The 22102-nt window shown below is 61.7% G+C and carries 20 protein-coding genes and 2 pseudogenes; all 22 read left to right on the top strand.

Annotation, left to right across the window (positions count from 1 at the left end; translation table 11 throughout):
• The first annotated feature begins 73 nt into the window (after window positions 1-73).
• The 22 genes and pseudogenes from V1289_RS28905 (at window position 74) to V1289_RS29010 (ending at window position 22012) form a co-directional block, all read left to right on the top strand.
• Entirely contained in the window at window positions 74-2407 is a 2334-nt protein-coding gene (locus tag V1289_RS28905; RefSeq protein ID WP_334400929.1) for a putative bifunctional diguanylate cyclase/phosphodiesterase, read from the top strand.
• A gap of 85 nt (window positions 2408-2492) precedes the next feature.
• Window positions 2493-2864: a hypothetical protein gene (locus V1289_RS28910; protein ID WP_334400931.1), complete on the top strand. Its 372-nt coding sequence runs from the start codon at window positions 2493-2495 to the stop codon at window positions 2862-2864.
• A 98-nt stretch (window positions 2865-2962) separates the two neighbouring features.
• Window positions 2963-3367 (top strand): FixH family protein, encoded by a 405-nt coding sequence (locus V1289_RS28915; protein WP_334400933.1) that lies wholly within the window; start codon window positions 2963-2965, stop codon window positions 3365-3367.
• Window positions 3364-4605 (top strand): TolC family protein, encoded by a 1242-nt coding sequence (locus tag V1289_RS28920; RefSeq protein WP_334400935.1) that lies wholly within the window; start codon window positions 3364-3366, stop codon window positions 4603-4605. Before V1289_RS28915 ends, V1289_RS28920 begins: the two co-directional genes overlap by 4 nt.
• Window positions 4602-6036, top strand: a pseudogene (locus tag V1289_RS28925) (efflux RND transporter periplasmic adaptor subunit). Before V1289_RS28920 ends, V1289_RS28925 begins: the two are co-directional and overlap by 4 nt.
• Window positions 6033-9230, top strand: a complete 3198-nt coding sequence (locus V1289_RS28930) for an efflux RND transporter permease subunit (protein WP_334400937.1) — start codon at window positions 6033-6035, stop codon at window positions 9228-9230. Before V1289_RS28925 ends, V1289_RS28930 begins: the two are co-directional and overlap by 4 nt.
• A gap of 102 nt (window positions 9231-9332) precedes the next feature.
• Complete coding sequence (locus V1289_RS28935) at window positions 9333-9890, top strand: sigma-70 family RNA polymerase sigma factor (protein WP_334400939.1); 558 nt, start codon at window positions 9333-9335, stop codon at window positions 9888-9890.
• A gap of 147 nt (window positions 9891-10037) precedes the next feature.
• Window positions 10038-10328: a hypothetical protein gene (locus tag V1289_RS28940; RefSeq protein ID WP_334400941.1), complete on the top strand. Its 291-nt coding sequence runs from the start codon at window positions 10038-10040 to the stop codon at window positions 10326-10328.
• A 221-nt stretch (window positions 10329-10549) separates the two neighbouring features.
• Entirely contained in the window at window positions 10550-10816 is a 267-nt protein-coding gene (locus V1289_RS28945; protein WP_334400943.1) for a pentapeptide MXKDX repeat protein, read from the top strand.
• Between the two features lie 416 nt (window positions 10817-11232).
• Window positions 11233-11556 (top strand): hypothetical protein, encoded by a 324-nt coding sequence (locus tag V1289_RS28950; protein ID WP_334400945.1) that lies wholly within the window; start codon window positions 11233-11235, stop codon window positions 11554-11556.
• A 115-nt stretch (window positions 11557-11671) separates the two neighbouring features.
• A complete protein-coding gene (locus V1289_RS28955) occupies window positions 11672-12271 on the top strand; it encodes a cytochrome b (RefSeq protein ID WP_334400948.1) in 600 nt (199 codons plus the stop codon).
• A gap of 307 nt (window positions 12272-12578) precedes the next feature.
• Window positions 12579-12764, top strand: a complete 186-nt coding sequence (locus V1289_RS28960) for a hypothetical protein (protein ID WP_334400950.1) — start codon at window positions 12579-12581, stop codon at window positions 12762-12764.
• A 165-nt stretch (window positions 12765-12929) separates the two neighbouring features.
• Window positions 12930-13196: a hypothetical protein gene (locus V1289_RS28965; RefSeq protein ID WP_334400952.1), complete on the top strand. Its 267-nt coding sequence runs from the start codon at window positions 12930-12932 to the stop codon at window positions 13194-13196.
• Window positions 13197-13198: 2 nt separating this feature from the next.
• Window positions 13199-13543 (top strand): hypothetical protein, encoded by a 345-nt coding sequence (locus V1289_RS28970; RefSeq protein ID WP_334400954.1) that lies wholly within the window; start codon window positions 13199-13201, stop codon window positions 13541-13543.
• Window positions 13544-13757: 214 nt separating this feature from the next.
• Window positions 13758-14399 (top strand): DUF1109 domain-containing protein, encoded by a 642-nt coding sequence (locus V1289_RS28975; RefSeq protein ID WP_334400956.1) that lies wholly within the window; start codon window positions 13758-13760, stop codon window positions 14397-14399.
• A gap of 568 nt (window positions 14400-14967) precedes the next feature.
• A pseudogene (locus tag V1289_RS28980) lies at window positions 14968-15282 on the top strand (efflux RND transporter permease subunit); the annotation flags it as partial.
• Window positions 15283-15492: 210 nt separating this feature from the next.
• Window positions 15493-16230: an N-acyl amino acid synthase FeeM domain-containing protein gene (locus V1289_RS28985; protein ID WP_334400960.1), complete on the top strand. Its 738-nt coding sequence runs from the start codon at window positions 15493-15495 to the stop codon at window positions 16228-16230.
• A 286-nt stretch (window positions 16231-16516) separates the two neighbouring features.
• Entirely contained in the window at window positions 16517-17008 is a 492-nt protein-coding gene (gene pal, locus V1289_RS28990; RefSeq protein ID WP_309179844.1) for a peptidoglycan-associated lipoprotein Pal, read from the top strand.
• A 227-nt stretch (window positions 17009-17235) separates the two neighbouring features.
• Window positions 17236-18288, top strand: a complete 1053-nt coding sequence (gene ybgF / locus V1289_RS28995) for a tol-pal system protein YbgF (protein WP_334400963.1) — start codon at window positions 17236-17238, stop codon at window positions 18286-18288.
• A 47-nt stretch (window positions 18289-18335) separates the two neighbouring features.
• Entirely contained in the window at window positions 18336-19379 is a 1044-nt protein-coding gene (tilS, locus tag V1289_RS29000; protein ID WP_334400965.1) for a tRNA lysidine(34) synthetase TilS, read from the top strand.
• Between the two features lie 280 nt (window positions 19380-19659).
• Window positions 19660-21582: an ATP-dependent zinc metalloprotease FtsH gene (ftsH, locus tag V1289_RS29005; protein ID WP_074273196.1), complete on the top strand. Its 1923-nt coding sequence runs from the start codon at window positions 19660-19662 to the stop codon at window positions 21580-21582.
• Window positions 21583-21592: 10 nt separating this feature from the next.
• A complete protein-coding gene (locus V1289_RS29010; RefSeq protein WP_334400969.1) occupies window positions 21593-22012 on the top strand; it encodes a DUF3052 domain-containing protein in 420 nt (139 codons plus the stop codon).
• The last annotated feature ends 90 nt before the right edge of the window (window positions 22013-22102 follow it).

Genomic DNA, 22102 nt, shown 5'->3' on the forward strand with positions numbered 1-22102 from the left:
GATGTTCCCTCAGAAAGACTTCATCTGGGAAGGGTAAAAAGTACGCACCCGGAACAGGACGCGTACACTGCCGATGCAGTTGGTCGATCAAAAAAAGCGAAGCAGCCAGGAAGAGCTCGAGCCGGTTCTTTACGCGGCGCTGATCGATTCCATGTGCCAGAATTTCTGGCCCATGCTGTTCGGCTCGGTCTGCTCCGCCGTCGCGGCGTTGCTGACCGCGCTCAAGACCGGGAACGTCTGGCTGTGGCCGTGCGCGGTTCTGATCATCGGAATCGGCACCGTCCGCGCCTTCCAGATGCGCAAATACGAACGGCGCACCGCGGTGCTGACATTCGAACAGGCGAAACATTGGGAGCCGCGCTACGCGATCGGCGCCATGATCTATGCCGGCGTGCTCGGCGTCTGGTGCTTCCTCACCATTTTCGGCAACGACGATGCGGTCGCGCACATGGTGTGTGTCGCCGTGACGATCGGTTACACCGCCGGCGGCGCGGCCCGCAACTACGGCAGCCCGAAGCTGATCCAGTATCACATCCTGCTGGCATGCGGCCCGATGTCGCTGGCGTTGGCCTTGCACGGCGGGTTCTATTATGTCGGCCTTGCCGTGCTGCTGGTGCTGTTCTTCATCGGACTGAAGGGTATCAACCTCAGTCTTCACGCCATCTTCGTCAAGGCGCTGACCTCGAGCTTCAGGGAAGCGGCGCTGGCCGGACAGTTCGATACCGCCTTGAACAACATGCCGCACGGGCTGTGCATGTTCCGCGCCGACGGCCGCCTTGCGGTCATGAATCATCGCTTCAGCGAAATGATGCACCTGTCGGACAAGCTGGTGCAGCGTGGCGGCAGCGCGTCCGACATCATCGACGCCTGCGTCAGCGCCGGATCCATCTCGGCGCCGAGCGGCCGGATGATCCTCGCGGAAATCGAGAACACGCAGACGCGCGATATGATAACGACCGACCCCGATATTGCGCGCAACCGGTCGCTCTCCTGGACCTTCCAGCCGATGGCGGGCGGCGGTGCGGTGGTCTTGCTCGAAGACATCACCGAGCGGCGCGACGCGGAGGCCCGGATCAGCCATCTCGCGCGTTACGACGAACTGACCGAGCTTCCCAACCGGGTCAATTTCCGCGACGAGATCGGGCGCCTGCTGTCCATTCAGCAGGGCGCCGATCAATTGTCGGCGCTGCTGTTCGTCGACCTCGACCAGTTCAAGCAGGTCAACGACACGCTGGGGCATCCCTGCGGCGACCAGTTGCTGTGCGCGGTCGCCGGCCGCATGCGCGAGATGCTGCGGCCCGAGGATTTCGTGGCGCGATTCGGCGGTGACGAATTCGTCGTGTTCCAGCAGAACATCCGTTCCCACGAGGACGCCGCCGTGCTCGCCCGGCGCATCGTCGATCGCCTGAGCGAGCGTTACAGGATCGACAATCATCTGGTCGAGATCGGCGCGAGCGTCGGCATCGCCATGACGACGGCCGGTGTCAGCGCCGATACGCTGCTGAAGAACGCCGACATGGCGCTGTACCGCGCCAAGGCCGACGGCCGCGGCACCTTCTGCTTCTTCCGCGAGGAGATGGCGCAGACCGTCGAAGCCCGCCGTATCCTGGAGCTCGACCTGCGCAAGGCGCTGGCGAACGAGGAATTCGAGCTGTTCTATCAGCCGCTGGTCAATCTCAAGTCCGGCAGGATCGCGACCTGCGAAGCGCTGCTGCGCTGGAATCATCCGGTGCGCGGCACGGTTTCCCCGATCGACATCATTCCGGTCGCCGAGGACATGGGCCTGATCGTCGATCTCGGCCGCTGGATCCTGCGCAAGGCCTGCATGGAATGCATGAAGTGGCCCGAAGCCGTCAGCGTCGCGGTCAATTTCTCGCCGCAGCAGTTCCATCAGCGCGACGTGCTGAGCGAAGTGCGCTACGCGCTCGAGGTCTCCGGCCTGCCGGCGCACCGCCTCGAAATCGAGATCACCGAATCATCCCTGCTGCGCAACACCCAGATCACCCACGATGTGCTGTCGCAACTGCATTCGCTCGGCGTGCGAATCTCGCTGGACGATTTCGGCACCGGTTATTCGAGCCTGAGCTATCTGCATAATTTCCCGCTGCAGAAAGTGAAGATCGATCGCTCCTTCCTCGAGGGCATCGACACCGACCGTCCGCTGACGCTGCTGCGCGGCGTGGCGCGGCTTTCGGCCGACCTCGGAATGTCGGTCGTGGTCGAGGGTATCGAGACCACCGAGCAGCTGGAACTGATCAGCGCCGATGGCGCGGTGACTGAAGCGCAGGGCTACCTGTTCAGCCGGCCGGTTCCGGCGGTCCGGATTCGCCAGTTGCTGAACGCCTCGCACGGCCGCCGTGCGCCGGATGACCAGCTGATCGCGGTGTCCTCGCGCTCGATCGCCTGACGATTTTCACGCGATTTCGCCCTGCTGGCGAACATGTGAAGTGATGGTCCTTCACAAGTTCCCGGTACCGTGTGATGATGCGAATATGAATCTTCGCCGGCTCATCGGTCGTCTGCTTGCGGTCTTTGTGATCGTTGGGCTTGTTGCTGCGCCGCTGGTATCCCCGGCGGCGGCAGAGCGGCTGTCTGTTAGCAAGATGGGCGATATGGCTGCTATGTCCGCGGACATGCAGTGTTGTCCGGACGAACAGAAGAACGACGAACAGAAGAACAATGGCTGCCAGGATTGCCCCCTGGTCGCCATGTGCATGCTGACGATCGCTCAGGCCGAACCGTCGCCGACCAACGGTATCCAGGTTTCTTTCCAGACCCGCAGGCTGTCCTTCGCGATCGTCGACGTTGTTGCCGACGGCCTCATCGGCGACCCTCCAGATCATCCTCCTCGAATCCTGACCTGATCGGCGTCACCACGCCGTCTGCTGCTGCGCGGTCCCAGGGCCACGCGGATGAACGCATGCCGCCGTTGGCGGCACATCAGGACTTCGAGGATTCAAAAATGAAAAGCTTCAACTATGCGCGTGCCGTCCAGGCCGCGCTGATCGCCATTGCCATCATCGGTTCGGTCACGGGCGCCCGCGCCGACGTCAAGGACTACGAATTCCAGCTGGTCGACCAGGCCGTCAAGAAGGGTGACGCGATCATCTCCGTTCGCCTCGTCCATAAGCCCGACGGCAAGCTCGTGCCGGATGCGGTCATTTTCGCGACACGTCTGGATATGGCTCCCGACGGAATGCAGGAGATGGCAACCAGGATTGCGCCGATGCCCGGCTCGGAACCCGGTATCTACAAGTTCAAGGCGACCTTGAGCATGGCCGGCGGGTGGCAGCTTTCGCTGGGCGCAAAAGTGCAGGGCGAAACCGGCACCGTCGAGAACAAGCTTGTCCTGAAGGCGACACCGTGACCCGCGCGAGCGGCATCATTCGGTTGGCGATCGGAGCAACCACAGCAGTGCTGTGGTTGTCTCCCGTGGGAGCGGCCGAGCAAACCTTGCCGGGCGCGACCGTGGAAAGCGTTGTCGCAATTGCCAAACGCCTCAATCCGACGGTGGCGGCCGCCTCGCTCGATTTCGATGCGGCGGTCCACAAAATCGGAACGGCCGGGGTCCTTGCCGATCCGACCCTCGTTCTCGAAGCGTGGGACGTCAATCGGCTTGGCGTCGGACAGCGACGCTTTGGCTTAGAGCAAGAAGTCAAGCTGTGGGGCAAATACGGCCTTGAGCGCGATATCGCGCAATCGGATGCCGATGCTGCAAAATTCCAGGGACGCGCGATCGTTACCGATCTCATTGCGCAGGTCGTTGCCGCGCACGGCGAATACAACGCCGCGTATGAGGCCACAGGAATCTCCGTCGAAATCAAACGGCGCTATGACGAGATACTCGGCCTGTTGCGGTCACGATACGGCACGACATCGGTCGATCAGCAGGACGTCATCAAGGCTGAAATCGAAGCCGCTACCGCCGAGGGCGATGTCGTTCGCCGGCAGGGCGAACAGAAATCAGCGGCGGCACGGCTCAATGCCCTGATCGGACGTCCGTCCTTGGCTCCATTGGCTGCGCCGACTGGCTTTCGGAACGTTAAAGCGATCAGCCTCGCCCAGGTTCAGGGGCTCGCACGATCGGCAAACCCGATGTTGGCGCTGGCTGGGGCGCAGAGCAATTCCGCAGCTCAAACCAAGTCCCTCACCGACCTCAACTATTACCCCGACGTGACGCTCGGCGCGAAATACGTGCAGCGGCCCGGCACGGAAGATACTGGCGAGTTTATGGCCAAATTTAATGTGCCGCTACACTACGAGGTCAAAGACGCCGAGCAACGAGCGGCGGGCGCGCGTCTTGGCGCGGCGCAAGCCCGCAATGAGGCGCTGCGACTGCGGATTGACGGACAGATCGCTGACGCCTGGTTCAGCGTCGATGCGCTTCGGAAGGTCGTGCAAATCTACGCAACGCGACAACTGCCGCCGGCCCGCTCTTCTGTCGACAACGCGCGAAACGGATTTCAGGCCGGCACGTCCGATCTTTCTTCAGTTTTTGAATCGGAGCGACGGCTTCGAACGGTCCAACTCGACTTGCTGAAGCTCAAGGTGGAACTGCAAACGAAATATGCCGAGATGGAACGTCTGGCGGGAGGTTCGCTATGAGACGGCCTGCAGGCGTTTTTCTGATCGTATCCGCGATCATGGTTGCCGGAGTGGCCGGGTTGGCCGTCGGACGTTCGAACGGTCCGCTTCCCGGATGGCTCGACGGTGTTCTGGCCGCGGCTGCGAAACCGAGCCCGGCCCGGTCAGCCGCGACCGGAGCCGTCATCTACTACCGCGATCCGGACGGATTACCGGACTATTCGCTCACTCCGAAGAAGACTTCGGGCGGGCAAAGACTATCTCGCGGTCCGCGCCAGCGAAGACGTGAGTTTCGAGCAGCAGGCTCCGGAAACTACGACTGCTAAAGGCGGGGATCGAGGCAAAATCCGCTACTACCGCAACCCGATGGGCCTTCCCGACACCTCGCCGACTCCGAAGAAGGATTCGATGGGAATGGATTATTTGCCCGTCTATGAGGGCGAGCAAGACGACGATTCCTCGGTCAAGGTGAGCCCGGGCAAATTGCAGAAGGCGGGTGTTCAGACCGAGGTGGCAGAGCGGCGCACTCTGAGCACGGTGGTTCGTGCACCAGGCACCGTTCAGGAAGACGAGCGCCGCAAAGCGGTCGTATCGCTGCGTTTCGAAGGCTTCATCGACACCGTCGAAAACGTCACCACCGGCTCGCATGTCCATAAGGGACAGCGGCTGATGCGCATCTACGGCCCGAGCCTGTCGAGCGCCGCCGCCGAATATCTTTCGGCGCTCAATGCCCGCCCCACCGCCGGCATCAGCAATGAAGCCTTGAAAGGCGCACGCCGGCGCCTTGAAAATCTGGATGCCCCCGAGAAGTTCATTGCCGAGATCGAGCGCACGCGCGAAATCCCGACTTATGTGAGCTGGCTCGCGCCGCAGGACGGCGAAATCGTGGAGCGCGTAGCCGTTAACGGCATGCGCGCCGCTCCGGGTGATGTTCTGTTCCGGATCGCGGATCATGATGTCGTCTGGGTGTTGGCCGATATCGCGGAGCGCGATCTTTCCCTGATCGATGTCGGACAAAAGGCCAGCGTCCGGCTTCGGGCCTATCCCGATCGGGTTTTCGCCGGCAACGTCACGTTGATCTATCCGCACCTGATGGCGGAGACGCGGACCGCACGGGTCAGAATCGAATTACCAAATCCGGAAGATCTGTTGCGGCCAGACATGTATGCGGATGTGGAAATCACCACCGGTGCGGAGACTCCGGTTTTAACTGTCTCCAACAGTGCGGTCATCGATAGCGGCGAACGGCAGATTGTGTTGCTCGACAAGGGCGAGGGGCGTTTCGAGCCACGCGCCGTCAGGCTCGGACGGCGCGGCGCTGGCCGCGTCGAGATCAAGGAAGGGCTCGCTGAAAACGACAAGGTCGTCGTCTCCGCGAATTTCCTGATCGACGCCGAAAGCAATCTCAAAGCCGCGCTCAATGGGCTGGATTCCGGGGAGAAATCGCAATGATCGCCCGGCTCATCGACTCGTCAGCCCGCAACCTGATGCTGGTCCTGATCGGCGCGGTCTTCGCTGCAGCAGCCGGGGTCTATGCGCTGAAAAACTCGGCGCTGGACGCGATTCCCGACCTCTCCGACACCCAGGTCATCGTTTATACCGATTACAAAGGCCAGGCGCCGCAGGTCATCGAAGATCAGGTGACATACCCCCTGACGACCGCGATGCTGACGGTTCCGAAATCGAAAGTGGTGCGGGGCTTCTCCTTCTTCGGCGTCTCGTTCGTCTACATTATCTTCGAGGATGGCACCGATATCTATTGGGCGCGCTCGCGTGTGCTGGAATACCTTAATGCAGCCGCGCGCAAGCTGCCGAACGGCGTCACGCCGACGCTGGGACCGGATGCGACTGGCGTTGGCTGGGTCTATCAATACGCGCTGCAGTCCAAAGACAAATCGCTGGCCGACCTGCGATCCCTGCAGGATTGGACCATACGCTACGGCATTTCCAAGGCCGAGGGTGTCGCCGAAGTCGCAAGCGTCGGCGGCTTCGTCAAGCAATATAATATCATCGTCGATCCGAACCGTTTGAGGTCGCTCAATATCCCGCTTGCGAAGGTGCGCGACGTTGTCCGCGGCAGCAACATGGATGTCGGCGGCCGTACCGTCGAACTCTCGGAATTCGAATTCATCGTGCGCGGACGCGGCTATGTCAAAAGCATTTCCGATCTCTCCAATGTCGTTCTGAAAGTCGAAAAGGGCACGCCCGTCTTGCTCAAAGACGTGGCGCGGATCGAGCTTGGTCCTGACGAGCGCCGCGGCATCACCGAGCTCAACGGGGAGGGCGAGGTCGCCAGTGGCATTGCACTGCAGCGTTTCGGCCAAAACGCACTTGACGTCATCGACAATGTGAAGGCGCGGCTCGCCGATATGGCGTCGGCCCTGCCGAAGGGCGTCGAGATCATCCCGGTCTATGACCGATCGAACCTCATCTACAACGCGATCGAGACGCTCAAGCGCACGCTCACGGAGGAAAGCATTGTCGTCGCGCTCGTGTGCATCGTGTTCCTGCTGCATGTGCGTAGCGCTCTTGTCGCGATTGTCATGTTGCCGGTCGGCATCCTGATGGCTTTCGCCGCCATGAAGGTGCTGGGCATCGGCTCGAACATCATGAGCCTCGGCGGCATCGCGATTGCGATCGGCGCCATGATCGACGGCGCCATTGTCATGATCGAGAACGCGCACAAGCATCTCGAACGTGCGCCTCCCGACAAGCCGCGGCTGGACGTTCTGATCGAAGCGGCGAGCGAAGTCGGCCCCGCGCTGTTTTTCAGCCTTCTGATCATCACGGTATCGTTCCTGCCGATCTTCACCATGGAATCGCAGGAGGGGCGGCTGTTCAGCCCGCTCGCCTTTACCAAGACGTTTTCGATGGCGGCGGCGGCGATCCTGTCGGTCACTCTGGTTCCGGTTCTGATGGTGTTGTTCATTCGCGGCAAGATCATTCCGGAGCACAAGAACCCGATCAACCGGTTCCTGATCTGGATCTATAGGCCCTTGATCCAGGGGGTATTGAAAGCCAAGACGCTGACGATCTTTCTTGCGCTTGTCGCCCTGGTGGTCAGCCTGTGGCCGGCCCGGCAGCTCGGAACCGAGTTCATGCCGAGCCTGAACGAAGGCACGCTGATGTATATGCCGACGACGTTGCCGGGGCTCTCGGTGACCAAGGCAGCGGAAATCCTTCAGACCCAGAACAAGATCATCAAGACGTTTCCTGAAGTTGAGTCGGTCTATGGCAAGGCGGGACGGGCCGAGACGGCGACCGACCCTGCTCCCACCGAAATGTTCGAGACCATCGTCAATCTCAAACCGAAACAGCAGTGGCGCGCGGGCCTGACCGTCGACGGGCTGATCGCCGAGCTGGACAAGGCTTTGCAGTTTCCGGGCGTCTCCAACGCCTGGACCATGCCGATCAAGGCACGCACCGACATGCTTGCGACCGGAATTCGCACCCCGGTCGGCATAAAGATCATCGGTAAAGACCTGACGGAGATGGAGAAATTGGCACGGCAGATCGAAACCGTCGTGAAGTCGGTGCCGGGCACCTCAAGCGCCTACGCGGAACGTGTCATCGGGGGCTACTACCTGGACATCGCGCCCGACCGGGAAGCGCTGGCGCGCTATGGTCTGATGGTCAGCGATGTGCAGGACACTGTCTCGTCCGCCCTTGGCGGCGAGACGATCACGACGACCGTTGAAGGTCGCGAACGATACGGTGTCAATCTGCGTTATCCGCGCGATCTGCGCAGCGACCCGCAATCGATCGCGCGTGATGTGCTGGTGGCCATGCCGGGCGGCGGGACTGTTCCGCTGGGTGAGGTCGCCGCCATCAAGTTGACGCGCGGTCCGACGACGATCCGGACCGAGAACGGCCAGCTCGCGGTCTACATTTTCGTGGATATCCGCGACCGCGATCTTGGCGGCTACGTCGCCGATGCCAAGGCGGCCGTGGCCGCGAGCGTAAAGTTTCCTCCCGGAAACTACGTCGTCTGGAGCGGTCAGTTCGAATATCTCGAGCGCGCCACCGCCCGGCTGAAGATCGTGGTGCCGGTCACGCTGCTGATCATCTTCCTGCTGCTGTATCTGAATTTCCGAAGGTTGACCGAGACGCTGATCGTGATGCTGTCGCTGCCGTTCGCGCTCGTCGGCGGTTTCTGGCTGATGTGGTGGCTCGGCTTCAACATGTCCGTCGCGGTGGCCGTGGGCTTTATCGCGCTCGCCGGGGTCGCGGCGGAGACCGGCGTCATCATGTTGATCTATCTCGACCAGGCTATGAAGGAACTGCACTCCCGGCGGCTGGCGGAAGGCAAGCCGTTCACGCGAGCAGACCTGAACGAAGCCATCATGCTTGGCGCGGTCGAGCGTGTGCGACCCAAGATGATGACCGTCGTCGCCATCATGGCCGGGCTCATTCCGATCCTGTGGAGCACCGGCACCGGCTCCGAGGTGATGCAGCGTATTGCGGTCCCGATGATCGGCGGCATGATCTCATCCACAATCCTGACGCTCATCGTGATCCCGGCTGTCTATGCCTTGATCAAGGGATTTGGGTTGCCCCGAGAGCCGAATGCGGCTGTTCCGGTTCAAGGGGGCCTCGAGGTTCGGACGACGGCCGGTGCCCTCAACCGTTCGCAGGCAGCGGAATGACGCCCTCAGGGCGAAAGGTTCGCCAACGAAGAGATTCCTTGGCTAACGCCCGGCTACGTAACCAAATCCGTGCGATCAGCGAACTAACAGAGTATCGCAGGCATGACGACCACCGAAGCTGAGCTTAGAGGACTGATGCTGGCAAGCCAGCGCGGCGATGCGGCCGCCTACCGCACGCTGCTCGCGAAGCTCGCGCCTCGTCTTCGCGCCTACTACAAGCGCAGGATGATGGGGGCGGGACGCGGCGCCGAGGAGGCGGAAGATCTGGTCCAGGAGACGCTGCTGGCGGTCCATCTCAAGCGTCACACCTACGATCCCGATGCACTGTTCACGCCCTGGCTTCATGCAATCGCGCGCTACAAGCTGATCGACCACCTTCGCAGCAACAAGATGTCGCGGATGGATGTCCCTATCGACGATCATCAGGAACTGATGGCGGCGGACGACCACGCGTCGACCGAGGGGACGCACGACATGGCGAAACTTCTCGGCCGGCTGCCGCAGAGGACGCGCCAGGCGATCGAAGCCGTCAAGCTGGAGGGCAAGAGCGTTGCCGAAACCGCAGCGCGCTACGGCATGTCGGAATCGAACGTGAAGATCAGCATCCACCGCGGCCTGAAGGCGCTGGCTTCCATCATCGGCAGGAACAGCGACGGATAATCAAGAAGCTGCGTCGGCGCCGGGCGTTGCGGCGGCTCGATCGCTCATTTTCACGTCGGCGTTATCGTGTAACTGGCCCACGAAAAGCTCCGAACTCATTTGCAGAAGCGTGCACGAAGCGCCCTTCAAATGACAAAGGAGCATACAATGTCGACGAAGTTTACCAAACCTCTTCTTTCGATTTCACTCCTGGCATCGCTGGTGGCGATGTCCGCAACAGCGAATGCGGGTGCGACGATTTCCGACACGCGTTATTGGCCGAGCGAAGTGGGCCCCAGCGCCTACCGTACTGTCAGCACGCAACATGCGCCGCGTGACGCATTCGCTGCGATCGGCCAGACCTCGGAATCCTCTGGGCCTCGATATCTGGGCGGGCCGAAGTCCGGCTTGATTGCATTTCAGGGTGAGTTCGCGCACACCCATCCGGGCGGTCGCTAAGCTCAATTGGCATTGACGTCGGCCCGGCCGGCATCCTTGATCATTTTGATGCGCGCTGAATATCGCGCACTCAAAATCTAGCAGGGATACCGGCCGGGCTATGCGAATTCAATGTTCTTCTCTGTTTTCACGTCGGCGTGATTGTGTAACCGGCCGACGAAAAGCTCCGAACTCATTTGCAGAAGGGCGCATGGAGCGCCCTTCTTGAAAGGATACAGACTATGAAAAGTGCCTCTCGCGTTTTGCTTCTCGCTTCCGCCGTCATCATCTCGCTGGGAGCAGCGTCTGCCTCTGTTGCTTTCGCGCAAGACAAGATGTCCCACGATACCATGAAAAAGGACGATGCAATGTCCCACGATGCCATGAGGAAGGACGATGCGATGTCTCACGATGCCATGAAGAAGGACGATGCGATGTCTCACGATGCCATGAAGAAGGACGATGCAATGTCCCACGACGCTATGAAGAAGGATGAGGCGAAGAAGTGACCCCACTCTTCGTCCATCGGCGAGTAGAGTAGAGCGTCCGATTCTCCGCTCGCCGCAGCAGGCTCGTTCGCCAACCGAACGGGCCTGCTTTTTCTGGCCTGGCCAATAAATCGCGGCCAAAAAGGTGCGTCACTCACGCCCCGACTGCTGGCCCAAAAATGCTCTCTCGGATTGCAAGAAGCTAGTTCGCCGCGAGACAAAACCGCAGCACGCTACGGCATGTCGGAATCGAACGTGAAGATCAGCATTCACCGCGGCCTGAAGGCGCTGGCTTCCATCATCGGCAGGAACAGCGACGAATAATCGAGAAGCCACGTCGACGGCCGGTTTTGCAGCGGCCCGGTTCTTCGTTTTCACCTCGCCGTGATTAAGTAACCGGCCCACAAAAGTTTCCGAACTCGTTTGTAGAAGCGCGCATGGAGCGCTCTTCAAATGACAAGGAGCTAAGAATGTCGGCGAAGTTTACCAAACCCGTTCTTGCGATTTCCCTTCTGGCATCGCTGGTAGCGATGTCGGCTACCGCGAATGCGGGTGCGACGATTTCCGACACGCGTTATTGGCCGAGCGAAGTGGGCCCCAGCGCCTACCGTACTGTCAGCACGCAACATGCGCCGCGTGACGCATTCGCTGCGATCGGCCAGACCTCGGAATCCTCTGGGCCTCGATATCTGGGCGGGCCGAAGTCGGGCTTGATTGCATTTCAGGGTGAGTTCGCGCACACCCATCCGGGCGGTCGCTAAGCTCAAATGGCATTGACGTCGGTCCGACCGGCATATCCGCCAGATGTGCCGGTCTTGACCACAAGATCGGCTTCGCAATTCCCCCCCACATCCATTGATACCGGTGACCCAACAATTGAAACGACCCAACATCGTCTCGGTCATCGCCCACTGGGGCGCGGCCTGGGCAATGATCCTTGCGCTGTATTTCGGCTTGAGCGCCGTCTACGGAAACGGCCCGCGCCAGGAGACATTTGCCGCACACGCCTACGCCGGCCTCACAGTGCTTGGTCTCGTGGTCATCAGGCTCTTCCTGCGGACGTTGTTGCCATGGCCCAAGGAGGAGAGCGGCGGATCTCGCATTCCCAAGCTCGTCGCAGAGGCCATGCATTGGACGCTCTACGCCTTGATGGTGCTGACGCCGCTGACCGGCTGGATCGTCGCCTCAGAGATGGGGTGCTGCATGACCGTTCCCGGGTTGCCGAACATCGATCTTCTCGGCTCCGGCCTTTCCATCGGCGGTCCGGTCAGCGCGATGACGGCGTACCACGTTCATGTTTTCTTTGTCTGGACGCTTCTTGCGTTGATTTCCCTTCACGTGCTGGCGGCGCTTTTCCACCATTTTGTCGTTCGGGACACGATCCTGATCAGAATGATTCCAGTCCTTGGAAAACGAGCAGGATCGGTATCGCTTCACACGCGATTCGCGAATTCACAAACCCGACCGGCTGAATGAGCCACGAGCAAACGACGAAAAAGGATGGAGGAACGCCAACATGGAAGGCATGTCTGAAATGCACCACACGATGTCTCACATGCACCACATGAGTTCGAACGGGATCGTTGCGCAAGCCCTTGGCTTTACGGGCCGATTGTCCGCGCAGTTGCTGGTCGTCCTCACATCTGCACCGGTCCTCCATGTCCTCGTGGCGCTGGCACTTCTCCTCGCCGTGGCCGCTCTCCTCAGGCCGTTTGTAGCGAGCCGAATGTCGCAATCTTAAAGGCGCATCCGGAGTGAGTGTGCTGACATGATGATGAATTGCATGAATACGGGCACAGGCGCTTTGACGATTGCCGGCATCCGGCTCGCCGACGCGGCTCTGGCGCTGACCGCTCTGTTACTGGTTGTGCTGGCCGCCGTCGCGGCGGTCGCCGTCGTACGGTTTTGCTTCGACCTCGCACGTCGCTTCAGCGATCGTTCCTCCAGGTCGACGCAGGCTTCATCGTGAGCCCGCGGCTGGAGATTATGTTCGCCCTCTTCACCTGCGCGTGATGATGTAACCGGCCATCGAAGAGTCCCGAACTCATCTGCAGAAGGGGCGCATGAAGCGCTCTTCACCGACAAGGTTCGACTCGCGGGGATCTGCCCGCTGCCAGCAAGCCGGAGCTTACCTATGGTTACGTTATCCAAGACCGCAACCGTCTACGCCGTGCCGGCTCTGACTCGCCTGGAAGGCCGGCTCCTCCGATACGGCGGAATTCAAGGCGCGTTCTCGGGAGGCGGCTTCGCAAGCGCCCTGTGGAGCTTCGACTGGCCGGCTTCCACCACTTCGCTGCCGCAAGTCGCATTTCTGACGAGCTTCCTCTTGCTCGTCGCGGCGATGAACGGCGGCAGCGGGATCGGCGAGCTTGCAGGCGCAAGGCGGGCCCTGGGTTTTTAATCATGTCGGTCGAGCAACTGGAAATCAAAGGAGCATTCTCGATGGAAACCAAACAGCCAAGGCTTATTAGAAGCCGTGCGGAAGTGGCGATTGCAGCACTCGTCGTCGTGGTGAGTATTGCCGCTGGCTCCGCTGTTCTTGCGCAAGACTCGTCCGCGAAATCTGCGACGCCGCCGGCCGCAGATAAGATGGGGACGGACGCCGGCGGTAGCGGCATGATGGGCATGGGCTCGGATGGCAACGGCATGATGGGCATGATGTCGGGCATGCAAAAAATGAAGTGCTGCGGCCAGGGCATGGGCCATTCCGATCATGGCGCGAGCGAGAAGCAGGACGAGAAGAAGTAGCAAGGCGCTGGTCGGAGGCGGCCATCGGCGGAGCGCTCCTCGATGGCATGCCTCGACCTCCGCCATCACGTCCGTGTGATCGCGTAACCCGAAGGTGAAACGTTCCGAATTGGCCGGAAGAGGGACGCAAAATGCCTTATGCGATAGACAGCAAGAATGGGTAGGACGGAAGATGGCGCCTGTCGGGAGGCTGGCGGGATACGGAGAACGGACCATGAAAACCGACGATCTTGTTGAGGTCTTGAGCGCGCGCATCGACCCAGCGGACTTCAGAGCTGTCGGCCGCCGTATCGCCATGGCGGTTGCCGCTGGATCGCTGCTTGCTGTCGCTGCCATCCTGGTCGGGCTTGGCCCACGCACAGGTCTTTCCACTGTCGGCGCGTGGACATTCTTGTTTCTGAAGATCGCCTTCGCCGCAGCCATCGCCGGTACGGCGACAACCTACCTGACCAGGCTGTCCCGTCCAGGCGGTGCGCTGAGGCACGGCACGCTGGTCGTCATTCTGCCGTTCCTGGTGATCGTCGCGCTGGCGCTCGTCAGCCTCGGTTCGGCGCCCGTTTCGCACTGGGACCGAATGGTCGCGGGTGATGAGTGGCTGGAATGTCTGCTGTCGATCCCGATCATTGCCATCGTACCGTTTGCGTTAACGATCTGGGCGGTGCGCCAGGCGGCGCCGACCGACCTGCGCCGGGCCGGCGCGTTCGCCGGTCTTGTCGCCGGCGGCATCAGCGCGGTGGCTTACGCGCTTCACTGCACCGACGATTCATTGCCGTTCGTCGCGGTCTGGTACGGCGGCACGATTGTGCTGTGCACGTTGGCTGGCGCAGCATTGGGGCCGCGACTATTGCGTTGGTGACGCGCGGAGTCAGCCCGCGTCACGTCAGGGTGATGTAACCGCCAGACGATTTGCTCCGAACTCATTGTTAGAAGCGCACACATGACGCGCTTCCAACAATGATGGAGCCGGACCATGTTAACAAAACACCTTCTCAAGATTTCACTCTTGCTGCCACTGGTGGCGATATCTGCGACGGCCCACGCGGGCTCGACGATCACGGACAAAAGCTATTGGCCGAGTGATGCCAGACAAAGCGCGCAAACCAGAACTGTTGGCTCGCAAAGCGATTTCAATTCCGCGCTCGCTTACGACCGAGCGGAGCAACCTCTGCGGCCCGTGCTGAATCCGAATGACGTTAGATCCTCGCCGCGTTACCAGGGTGGCCCAAAATCTCGATGATATCCGCAAACGTGCAATAGAGCGCGCCATTGGAGCGCACGCGGAGTCGGCCGCGGTCTATTAACTCGGCCCGACGCGCAAAGGGTTGCGGATGAGCACTGGCCTCCGCAACCCTTTCATGTTTGTGCACCAAAATGGAGTGAGCGTTCGTGGCCCTCGCAACCACGGATAGGAATGGGAATCCAGCGAACTGGAAGCCAGACGCCTGGCGGAAGGAACCCCGTTCACGCGGGCCGGCCTGCACGAAGCGGTCATGCTGGGAGCGGTCGAGTGCGTGCGGCCCAAGATGATGACGGTTGTCGCCAACATGGCCGGGCTGCTTCCCATCATGTGGAGCACCGGCACCGGATCGGAGGTGATGCAGCGGATCGCCGTCCCGATGATCGGGGGAATGGTTTCCTCGACGGCACTGACGCTGGTTGTGATACCGGCCGTGTACACCTTGATCAAGGGGTGGAGCCTGTCGCGCGCCGGAAAGGTAATCGTCCGCTCATTATCCTAGCGAAATCCTAGCGAACCATCGATCCAGTAGAATTGCATCAAGGATAATCCCGTAACTTTACGGGTCGTCGAGCGCGTCATCGGAGCGCGCCAACCCGGTTCCAGGTTAACCCTAACGTCGTGATCCCTTTGCAATTTCGTTAACTAGCTGTTAATCTTTCCTTCGCTCGCACAAGTTGTTCAAAAATCCCAGACGTCCAAGGAGTATCATATGAGGTCCCCGGCCGAAGTATCTTCCACGGCCGTCGGACGAAGTTCGGACCTGTTAGACCAAGTCGACTATCGTCTCGCCGAAACTCCGCAGGAAAAAGAAGAAATCTATAACCTGCGCTACCGGGCCTATCTTCGCGAAGGCGCCGTCGCGGAATCGCCCGCGCAACGCGTCACCGATCAATATGACGACTTGCCCAACTCCTGGACCTTCGGCGTCTATATTCAGGGGGACCTCTGCAGTTCCGTTCGGATCAGTGTGCTGACGCCCGAATGGCGGGAATCGTGCTCGGCGGAAGCATTCGGCGAGATTCTTTACCCCAGGCTCGATCGGGGCGAGGTCATCATCGATCCGGCCCGCTTCGTCGCCGATCCCGATACGGCGGGGCGCATTCCGGAACTGCCCTATGTCACGCTTCGGCTGGCTTACATGGCGTGTGAGTATTTTAACGCCGATCTCGGGCTTGCCATCGTCCGCGCCGAGCATCAGGCATTTTATCGGCGCGTGTTTCTGCACGAGACGATCGCCGAGCCGCGGTTCTTTCCAGGCCTCTTGAAGCCGGTCGGGCTGATGGCGGCGGATTTTCCGGCCTTGCGCGACAAGGTTTTCGAACGTTATCCGATGATGCGCTCCACCGCTTTTGAACGGCGCATGCTGTTCGAACGCCGCAGCGGGCACGATTTGCCACTGGACATGGTGGCGCCGTTGGAGCGAACATCGATCGTTCCCAATTCCTGAACGGCAGGGCTGAACCGGCGCTGAGCGGCGAATCTGCTCCGTCATCCCGTCAGCCACCCGTCAGGGGCCGAAAATGAACGCCGGAACCGGTGATTCCGGCCTCGTTGGCGCTTGCCTTCACCGTCGCGCCACATTTACAAACCATTAACCATCGCGGTTGCTTTTCGCGGTTCGTCGGCATTTGATCGGGTTTGGCAACATCCCATCAAGGTTGACGGAACGTTCGCTTAACCATCGCCCTGTAGACCGGATGACAGTGGAATAACGTGAGCGTGGAGGCTCCGGAATGAAATATCAGATGCGTATCCTCCAGGGATTGAAGCTGGCCGCGGTGCTTGCGGTGGCGCTGTCGATGGGCGCCTGCGCCAGGAGTAACCTCGGCGCCGAAGGCGCGATGGCCAGTGCGGCGACCCCGGGCAGCCAGCAGGACTTCGTGGTCAATGTCGGCGACCGCGTGTTCTTCGAGAGCGACCAGACCGATCTGAGCCCGCAGGCGATCGCGACCCTGGAAAAGCAGGCGCAGTGGCTGCAGACCTATAACCGCTATGCCTTCACCATCGAGGGCCATGCGGACGAGCGCGGCACCCGCGAATATAATATCGCGCTGGGGGCGCGGCGCGCCCAGTCCGTGAAGACCTATCTCACCTCGCGCGGGATCGATCCGAGCCGGATGCGCACGATCTCCTACGGCAAGGAGCGTCCGGTCGCGGTGTGTAACGATATTTCCTGCTGGTCGCAGAACCGCCGCGCCGTCACGGTGCTGAACGCCAGTTCCTGACCCCGTTCGGGTTTTCAGAGATTTCTCACCGGCGCCTTCGGGCGCCGGTTTTATTTTGGGCGCGCGATAGAATCCGGGATCACCGCCGCTTGCTTGTTTGGGCGCCGAGACTAAACCATAAGCGCGATCCAGTGCCGGATTCGCGGGCGCCAGTCACAATTCTGGCGTACTCCGTCTCTCAATGTGTTCCGCTTTTAATGTCACGCCGATTTCGTCGACAGGGCAAAATGTCATCCAGGTTTCTTAACTCTTCGGGCGTCGCGGCGATCGTCGTGATGCTGGCTTTGTCTTCCCAGGCTTTTGCGCAATCCGACGATGCCGATGCGGAAATGCGGATCCAGCGGCTGGAAAACCAGCTCCGGCAACTGACCGGCCAGAACGAGGAGCTGCAATACCGCAACCGCCAGCTCGAAGAGCGGCTGCGGCAGCTCGGCGGCGCGCCGGTGGCGCCCGGTGGCCAGCCCCCCGTCGCCCAGCCCGGCGTCGCCGCATTGCCGCCCGTGGCGCAGCCCAATCCGGCCTATCGGCAACCTCAGGCCCAGCAGCCCGGTTACGGGCAACCTCAGCCGGGTTACGGCCAACCTCAGGGCGGCTATGACCAGCAGCCGCAGATCGCAGCCCCGGCGCCAATCATTCAGGAGCCCCAGGCGCCGCAGGCCCCGGGCCGTCGCCGCGGTGACGCCTTCGACCCCAACCAGAATCCGAATGCGCCCGGCGCGCCGCGCGCGCTTGGTGGCGGTCAGCTGCCGATCGCCAACGATGCCGGGGTCGGCGCTCCCGGCGGCCGCGGGCCGGGCGAGCCGCTCGACCTTGGCAACACCAGCCCGGCCGGTGCCGGCGCTCCACCGCCGCGCGCTCCAGGTGCCGGCGCCGCGCTGACCACGCTGCCGCCCTCGGCGACGCCGAAGGACGAGTTCGATCTCGGCATCGGCTACATGCAGCGCAAGGACTATGCGCTGGCCGAAGAGACCATGAAGAATTTTGCGCAGAAATATCCGAGCGATCCCTTGATCGCGGATTCGCAATACTGGCTCGGCGAGAGCTATTTCCAGCGCCAGCAATATCGTGATGCGGCCGAAACCTTTCTTGGCGTGACCACCAGATTCGACAAATCCGCCAAGGCGGCCGACGCTCTGCTGCGGCTCGGCCAGTCGCTGGCGGCGCTGAAGGAAAAGGAAGCCGCCTGCGCCGCGTTCGGCGAAGTGACGCGGAAATATCCGCGCGCCTCGGCTGGCGTCAAAGCCGCCGTTGACCGTGAGCAAAAGCGGGTTAAGTGCTAGAGCGGTGTTGATGGAGCCCGTTGGGCTCCGGCCTCAACGGCGCGGGCATGCCTGACGACGACCATTTCCCGGTTTCGGCCCAGGACGCGAAAAATCTGTTCGCGGACTGGAAAGCCGCGCCTGCCATCGTGCTCGCGATTTCCGGTGGTCCGGATTCCGTCGCGTTGATGTGGCTCGCGGCACGCTGGCGCCGTGCGTTGACGCGCGGCCCGCGGCTGATCGCGGTTACCGTCGATCATGGCTTGCGCGCGGAAGCCGCGCGCGAAGCCCGTGACGTCAAGCGGCTGGCGAAGTCGCTCGATCTGCCGCACCAGACCCTGCGCTGGACCGGCGCCAAGCCAAAGACCGGATTGCCGGCCGCGGCCCGCGCCGCGCGATACCGCCTGCTGGCGCAAGCCGCGCGCAAGCACGGCGCGACGCATATCCTCACCGCACATACCCGCGACGACCAGGCCGAGACGCTGTTGATGCGGATGCTGCGCGGCAGCGGCATCGCGGGGCTGGCGGCGATGGCGCGCGAGAGCGAGCGCGACGGCGTGCGGCTCGCGCGACCGCTGCTGGATGTTTCGAAATCACGGCTGATCGCGACGCTGAACAAGGCCAAAGTCGGTTTTGCCGACGATCCGACCAACCGTGACACCGGCTTCACCCGGCCGCGGTTGCGCGCGATCATGCCCGTTCTCGCGGAGGAGGGCGGCGATGCCAGGAATCTCGCGCGGCTGGCGGCGCGGCTGGCGCGCGCGAATGCCGCCGTGGAAGTGCTGGCCGATGGCGCCGAGCGTTATCTCGCGCTCCGGGATCGTGGCGCGTCGCGCGCCGGAGTCGACGCCAATAGCTTCGACGCAAACGCCTTTGCCGCGATCCCTGAAGAAATCCGGCTGCGGCTGTTGAAGCGCGCGATCGATCGTGTCGGTCATGAGGGGCCGGCCGAACTCGGCAAGGTCGAGACCTTGCTGGCGGCACTGGACCGGGCGGTAGCGGACGGCCGGCCGAGGCTGAAACAGACCCTCGCCGGCGCGGTCGTCGGCGTCATCGGCGGTCGAATCCGGGTCGAACCGGCGCCGCCTCGCCGCCGTCGGATGGCCCCTTGATTTGCCGGGTTTCCGGTGTGGACCCTGATCGAAAGCCGCGATCTCGGCCATAAATCGCCGGGGACTCTTAACCACCCCCGAAAAACACCAGTTTCAGCGCCATTATTTGACCGGGAATCGCGCTAGGATGCGCTAAATAGTCCTGCGTAGTTCCCTTGGCATCAACCCCAGCGACACCTAGATTGTAGGCAGTCGGCCGACGGGATTCTCCAGGAGGATTCCCTGAGGCGCCTGCCAAAGGATAAGAGGCCGCGATCCGCGCGACCACGAAGGAAGATCGATGAACGCCAATCTGCGGAATTTCGCCCTCTGGGTCATTATCGTCTTGCTGCTGTTGGCGCTGTTTACGCTTTTCCAGAATCCGGGTCAGCGCGCGTCCTCGCAGGACATCTCATTTTCGCAGTTGTTGAGCGAAGTCGACCAGAATCACGTTCGCGACGTCGTGATCCAGGGGCCGGAGATCCACGGCACCTTCACCAACGGCTCCAGTTTCCAGACCTATGCGCCGAACGACCCGACGCTGGTCTCGCGCCTGTACAACGGCAAGGTCACGATCACCGCGAAGCCGCCCGGCGACAACGTGCCGTGGTTCGTGTCGCTGCTGGTCTCATGGCTGCCGTTCATCGCGCTGATCGGCGTCTGGATCTTCCTGTCGCGGCAGATGCAGGGCGGCGCCGGCAAGGCGATGGGCTTTGGCAAGTCGCGCGCCAAGATGCTGACCGAAGCGCATGGCCGCGTCACGTTTGAGGATGTCGCCGGCGTCGACGAGGCCAAGCAGGACCTGCAGGAGATCGTCGAATTCCTGCGCGACCCCGGCAAATTCCAGCGCCTCGGCGGCCGGATTCCGCGCGGCGTGCTTTTGGTCGGCCCTCCCGGCACCGGCAAGACGCTGATCGCGCGTGCGGTCGCGGGCGAAGCCAATGTGCCGTTCTTCACGATCTCGGGCTCGGACTTCGTCGAAATGTTCGTCGGCGTCGGCGCAAGCCGCGTCCGCGACATGTTCGAGCAGGCGAAAAAGAACGCGCCCTGCATCATCTTCATCGACGAAATCGACGCGGTCGGCCGGCATCGTGGTGCAGGTTTGGGCGGCGGCAATGACGAGCGCGAACAGACGCTCAACCAGTTGCTGGTCGAGATGGACGGCTTTGAAGCCAATGAAGGCGTGATCCTGATCGCGGCGACCAACCGTCCCGACGTGCTCGATCCCGCACTGCTGCGTCCCGGCCGTTTCGACCGCCAGGTGGTGGTGCCCAATCCCGACGTCGTCGGCCGCGAGCAGATACTCAAGGTTCACGTCCGCAAGGTGCCGCTGGCGCCGGATATCAACCTGAAAACCATCGCGCGCGGTACGCCCGGCTTCTCCGGTGCGGACTTGATGAACCTCGTCAATGAAGCCGCCCTGACCGCCGCCCGCCGCAACAAGCGCATGGTGACCCAGGCCGAATTCGAAGAAGCCAAAGACAAGGTGATGATGGGCGCCGAGCGCAAATCGCTGGTCATGACCGAGGAAGAGAAATTGCTGACGGCCTATCACGAGGGCGGCCACGCCATCGTCGGCCTCAACGTCGTCGCGACCGATCCGATCCACAAGGCGACGATCATTCCGCGCGGCCGTGCGCTCGGCATGGTGATGCAATTGCCGGAACGCGACAAACTGTCGATGTCGCTGGAGCAGATGACCTCACGCCTGGCCATCATGATGGGCGGCCGTGTCGCGGAAGAATTGATCTTCGGCCGCGAAAAGGTCACCTCCGGGGCCTCGTCCGACATCGAGCAGGCCACAAGGCTGGCGCGCATGATGGTGACGCGCTGGGGCCTCTCCGAGGCGCTCGGCACCGTGTCCTATGGCGAAAACCAGGACGAGGTTTTCCTGGGCATGTCGGTGTCGCGCACCCAGAACGCATCGGAGGCGACGGTTCAGAAGATCGACACCGAGATCCGGCGTTTTGTCGAAAACGGCTACAACGAAGCGACGCGCATTCTCACCGAGAAGCGTGCCGATCTTGAAGCCCTGGCAAAAGGCCTGCTCGAATTCGAGACGCTTTCCGGCGACGAGATTCAGGATTTGCTCAAGGGCAAGAAGCCGAACCGCGAGTCGGTGCTCGAGCCGACCACGCCGCGTGCCTCGGCCGTGCCGCCGGCCGGCAAGTCGCGCCCGCGTCCCGATCCGGATGCCGGCCTGGAGCCGCAGCCGCAGGCTTAAAGACTGGGCCGTGGCCGGCTATTCCGGCAAACCGGTTGTGCAAAAGCTCGGCATCAAGCCGGGCTTTCGCATTTTTGTAGGCCACGCGCCTGCGGGCTACAGCGATATCGTCGGTAAATTGCCCGATGACGTGACGGTGGCCGTCAGGCTGAAGCCGCCGCTTGATATGGTGCATGTGTTCGCCACGCAAGCTGCAGGGCTCGCCGGCAAGCTGGGCAGCTATCGTGCCGCGATCGAACCGGATGGCATGATCTGGGTGTCGTGGCCGAAGAAGGCTTCCGGCGTTGCGACCGATCTGACGGATGTCGTGGTGCGGGACACGGCGCTTCCGCTCGGCCTCATCGACATCAAGGTCTGTGCGATCGATGACCTCTGGTCGGGATTGAAGTTCGTGATTCCGAAGGACCAGCGGGCCAAGCGACCGAAATAGTCCCGGCCTTATTGCCACAAGCTGCCTTTTGCTTCTGTTTCATAATGATTACGATTGGCGGCCATCCGCCCGTCATGGCATGTTTCCGCG

The sequence above is a fragment of the Bradyrhizobium sp. AZCC 2289 genome (assembly GCF_036924615.1).
In the GTDB taxonomy this organism is placed as follows: domain Bacteria; phylum Pseudomonadota; class Alphaproteobacteria; order Rhizobiales; family Xanthobacteraceae; genus Bradyrhizobium.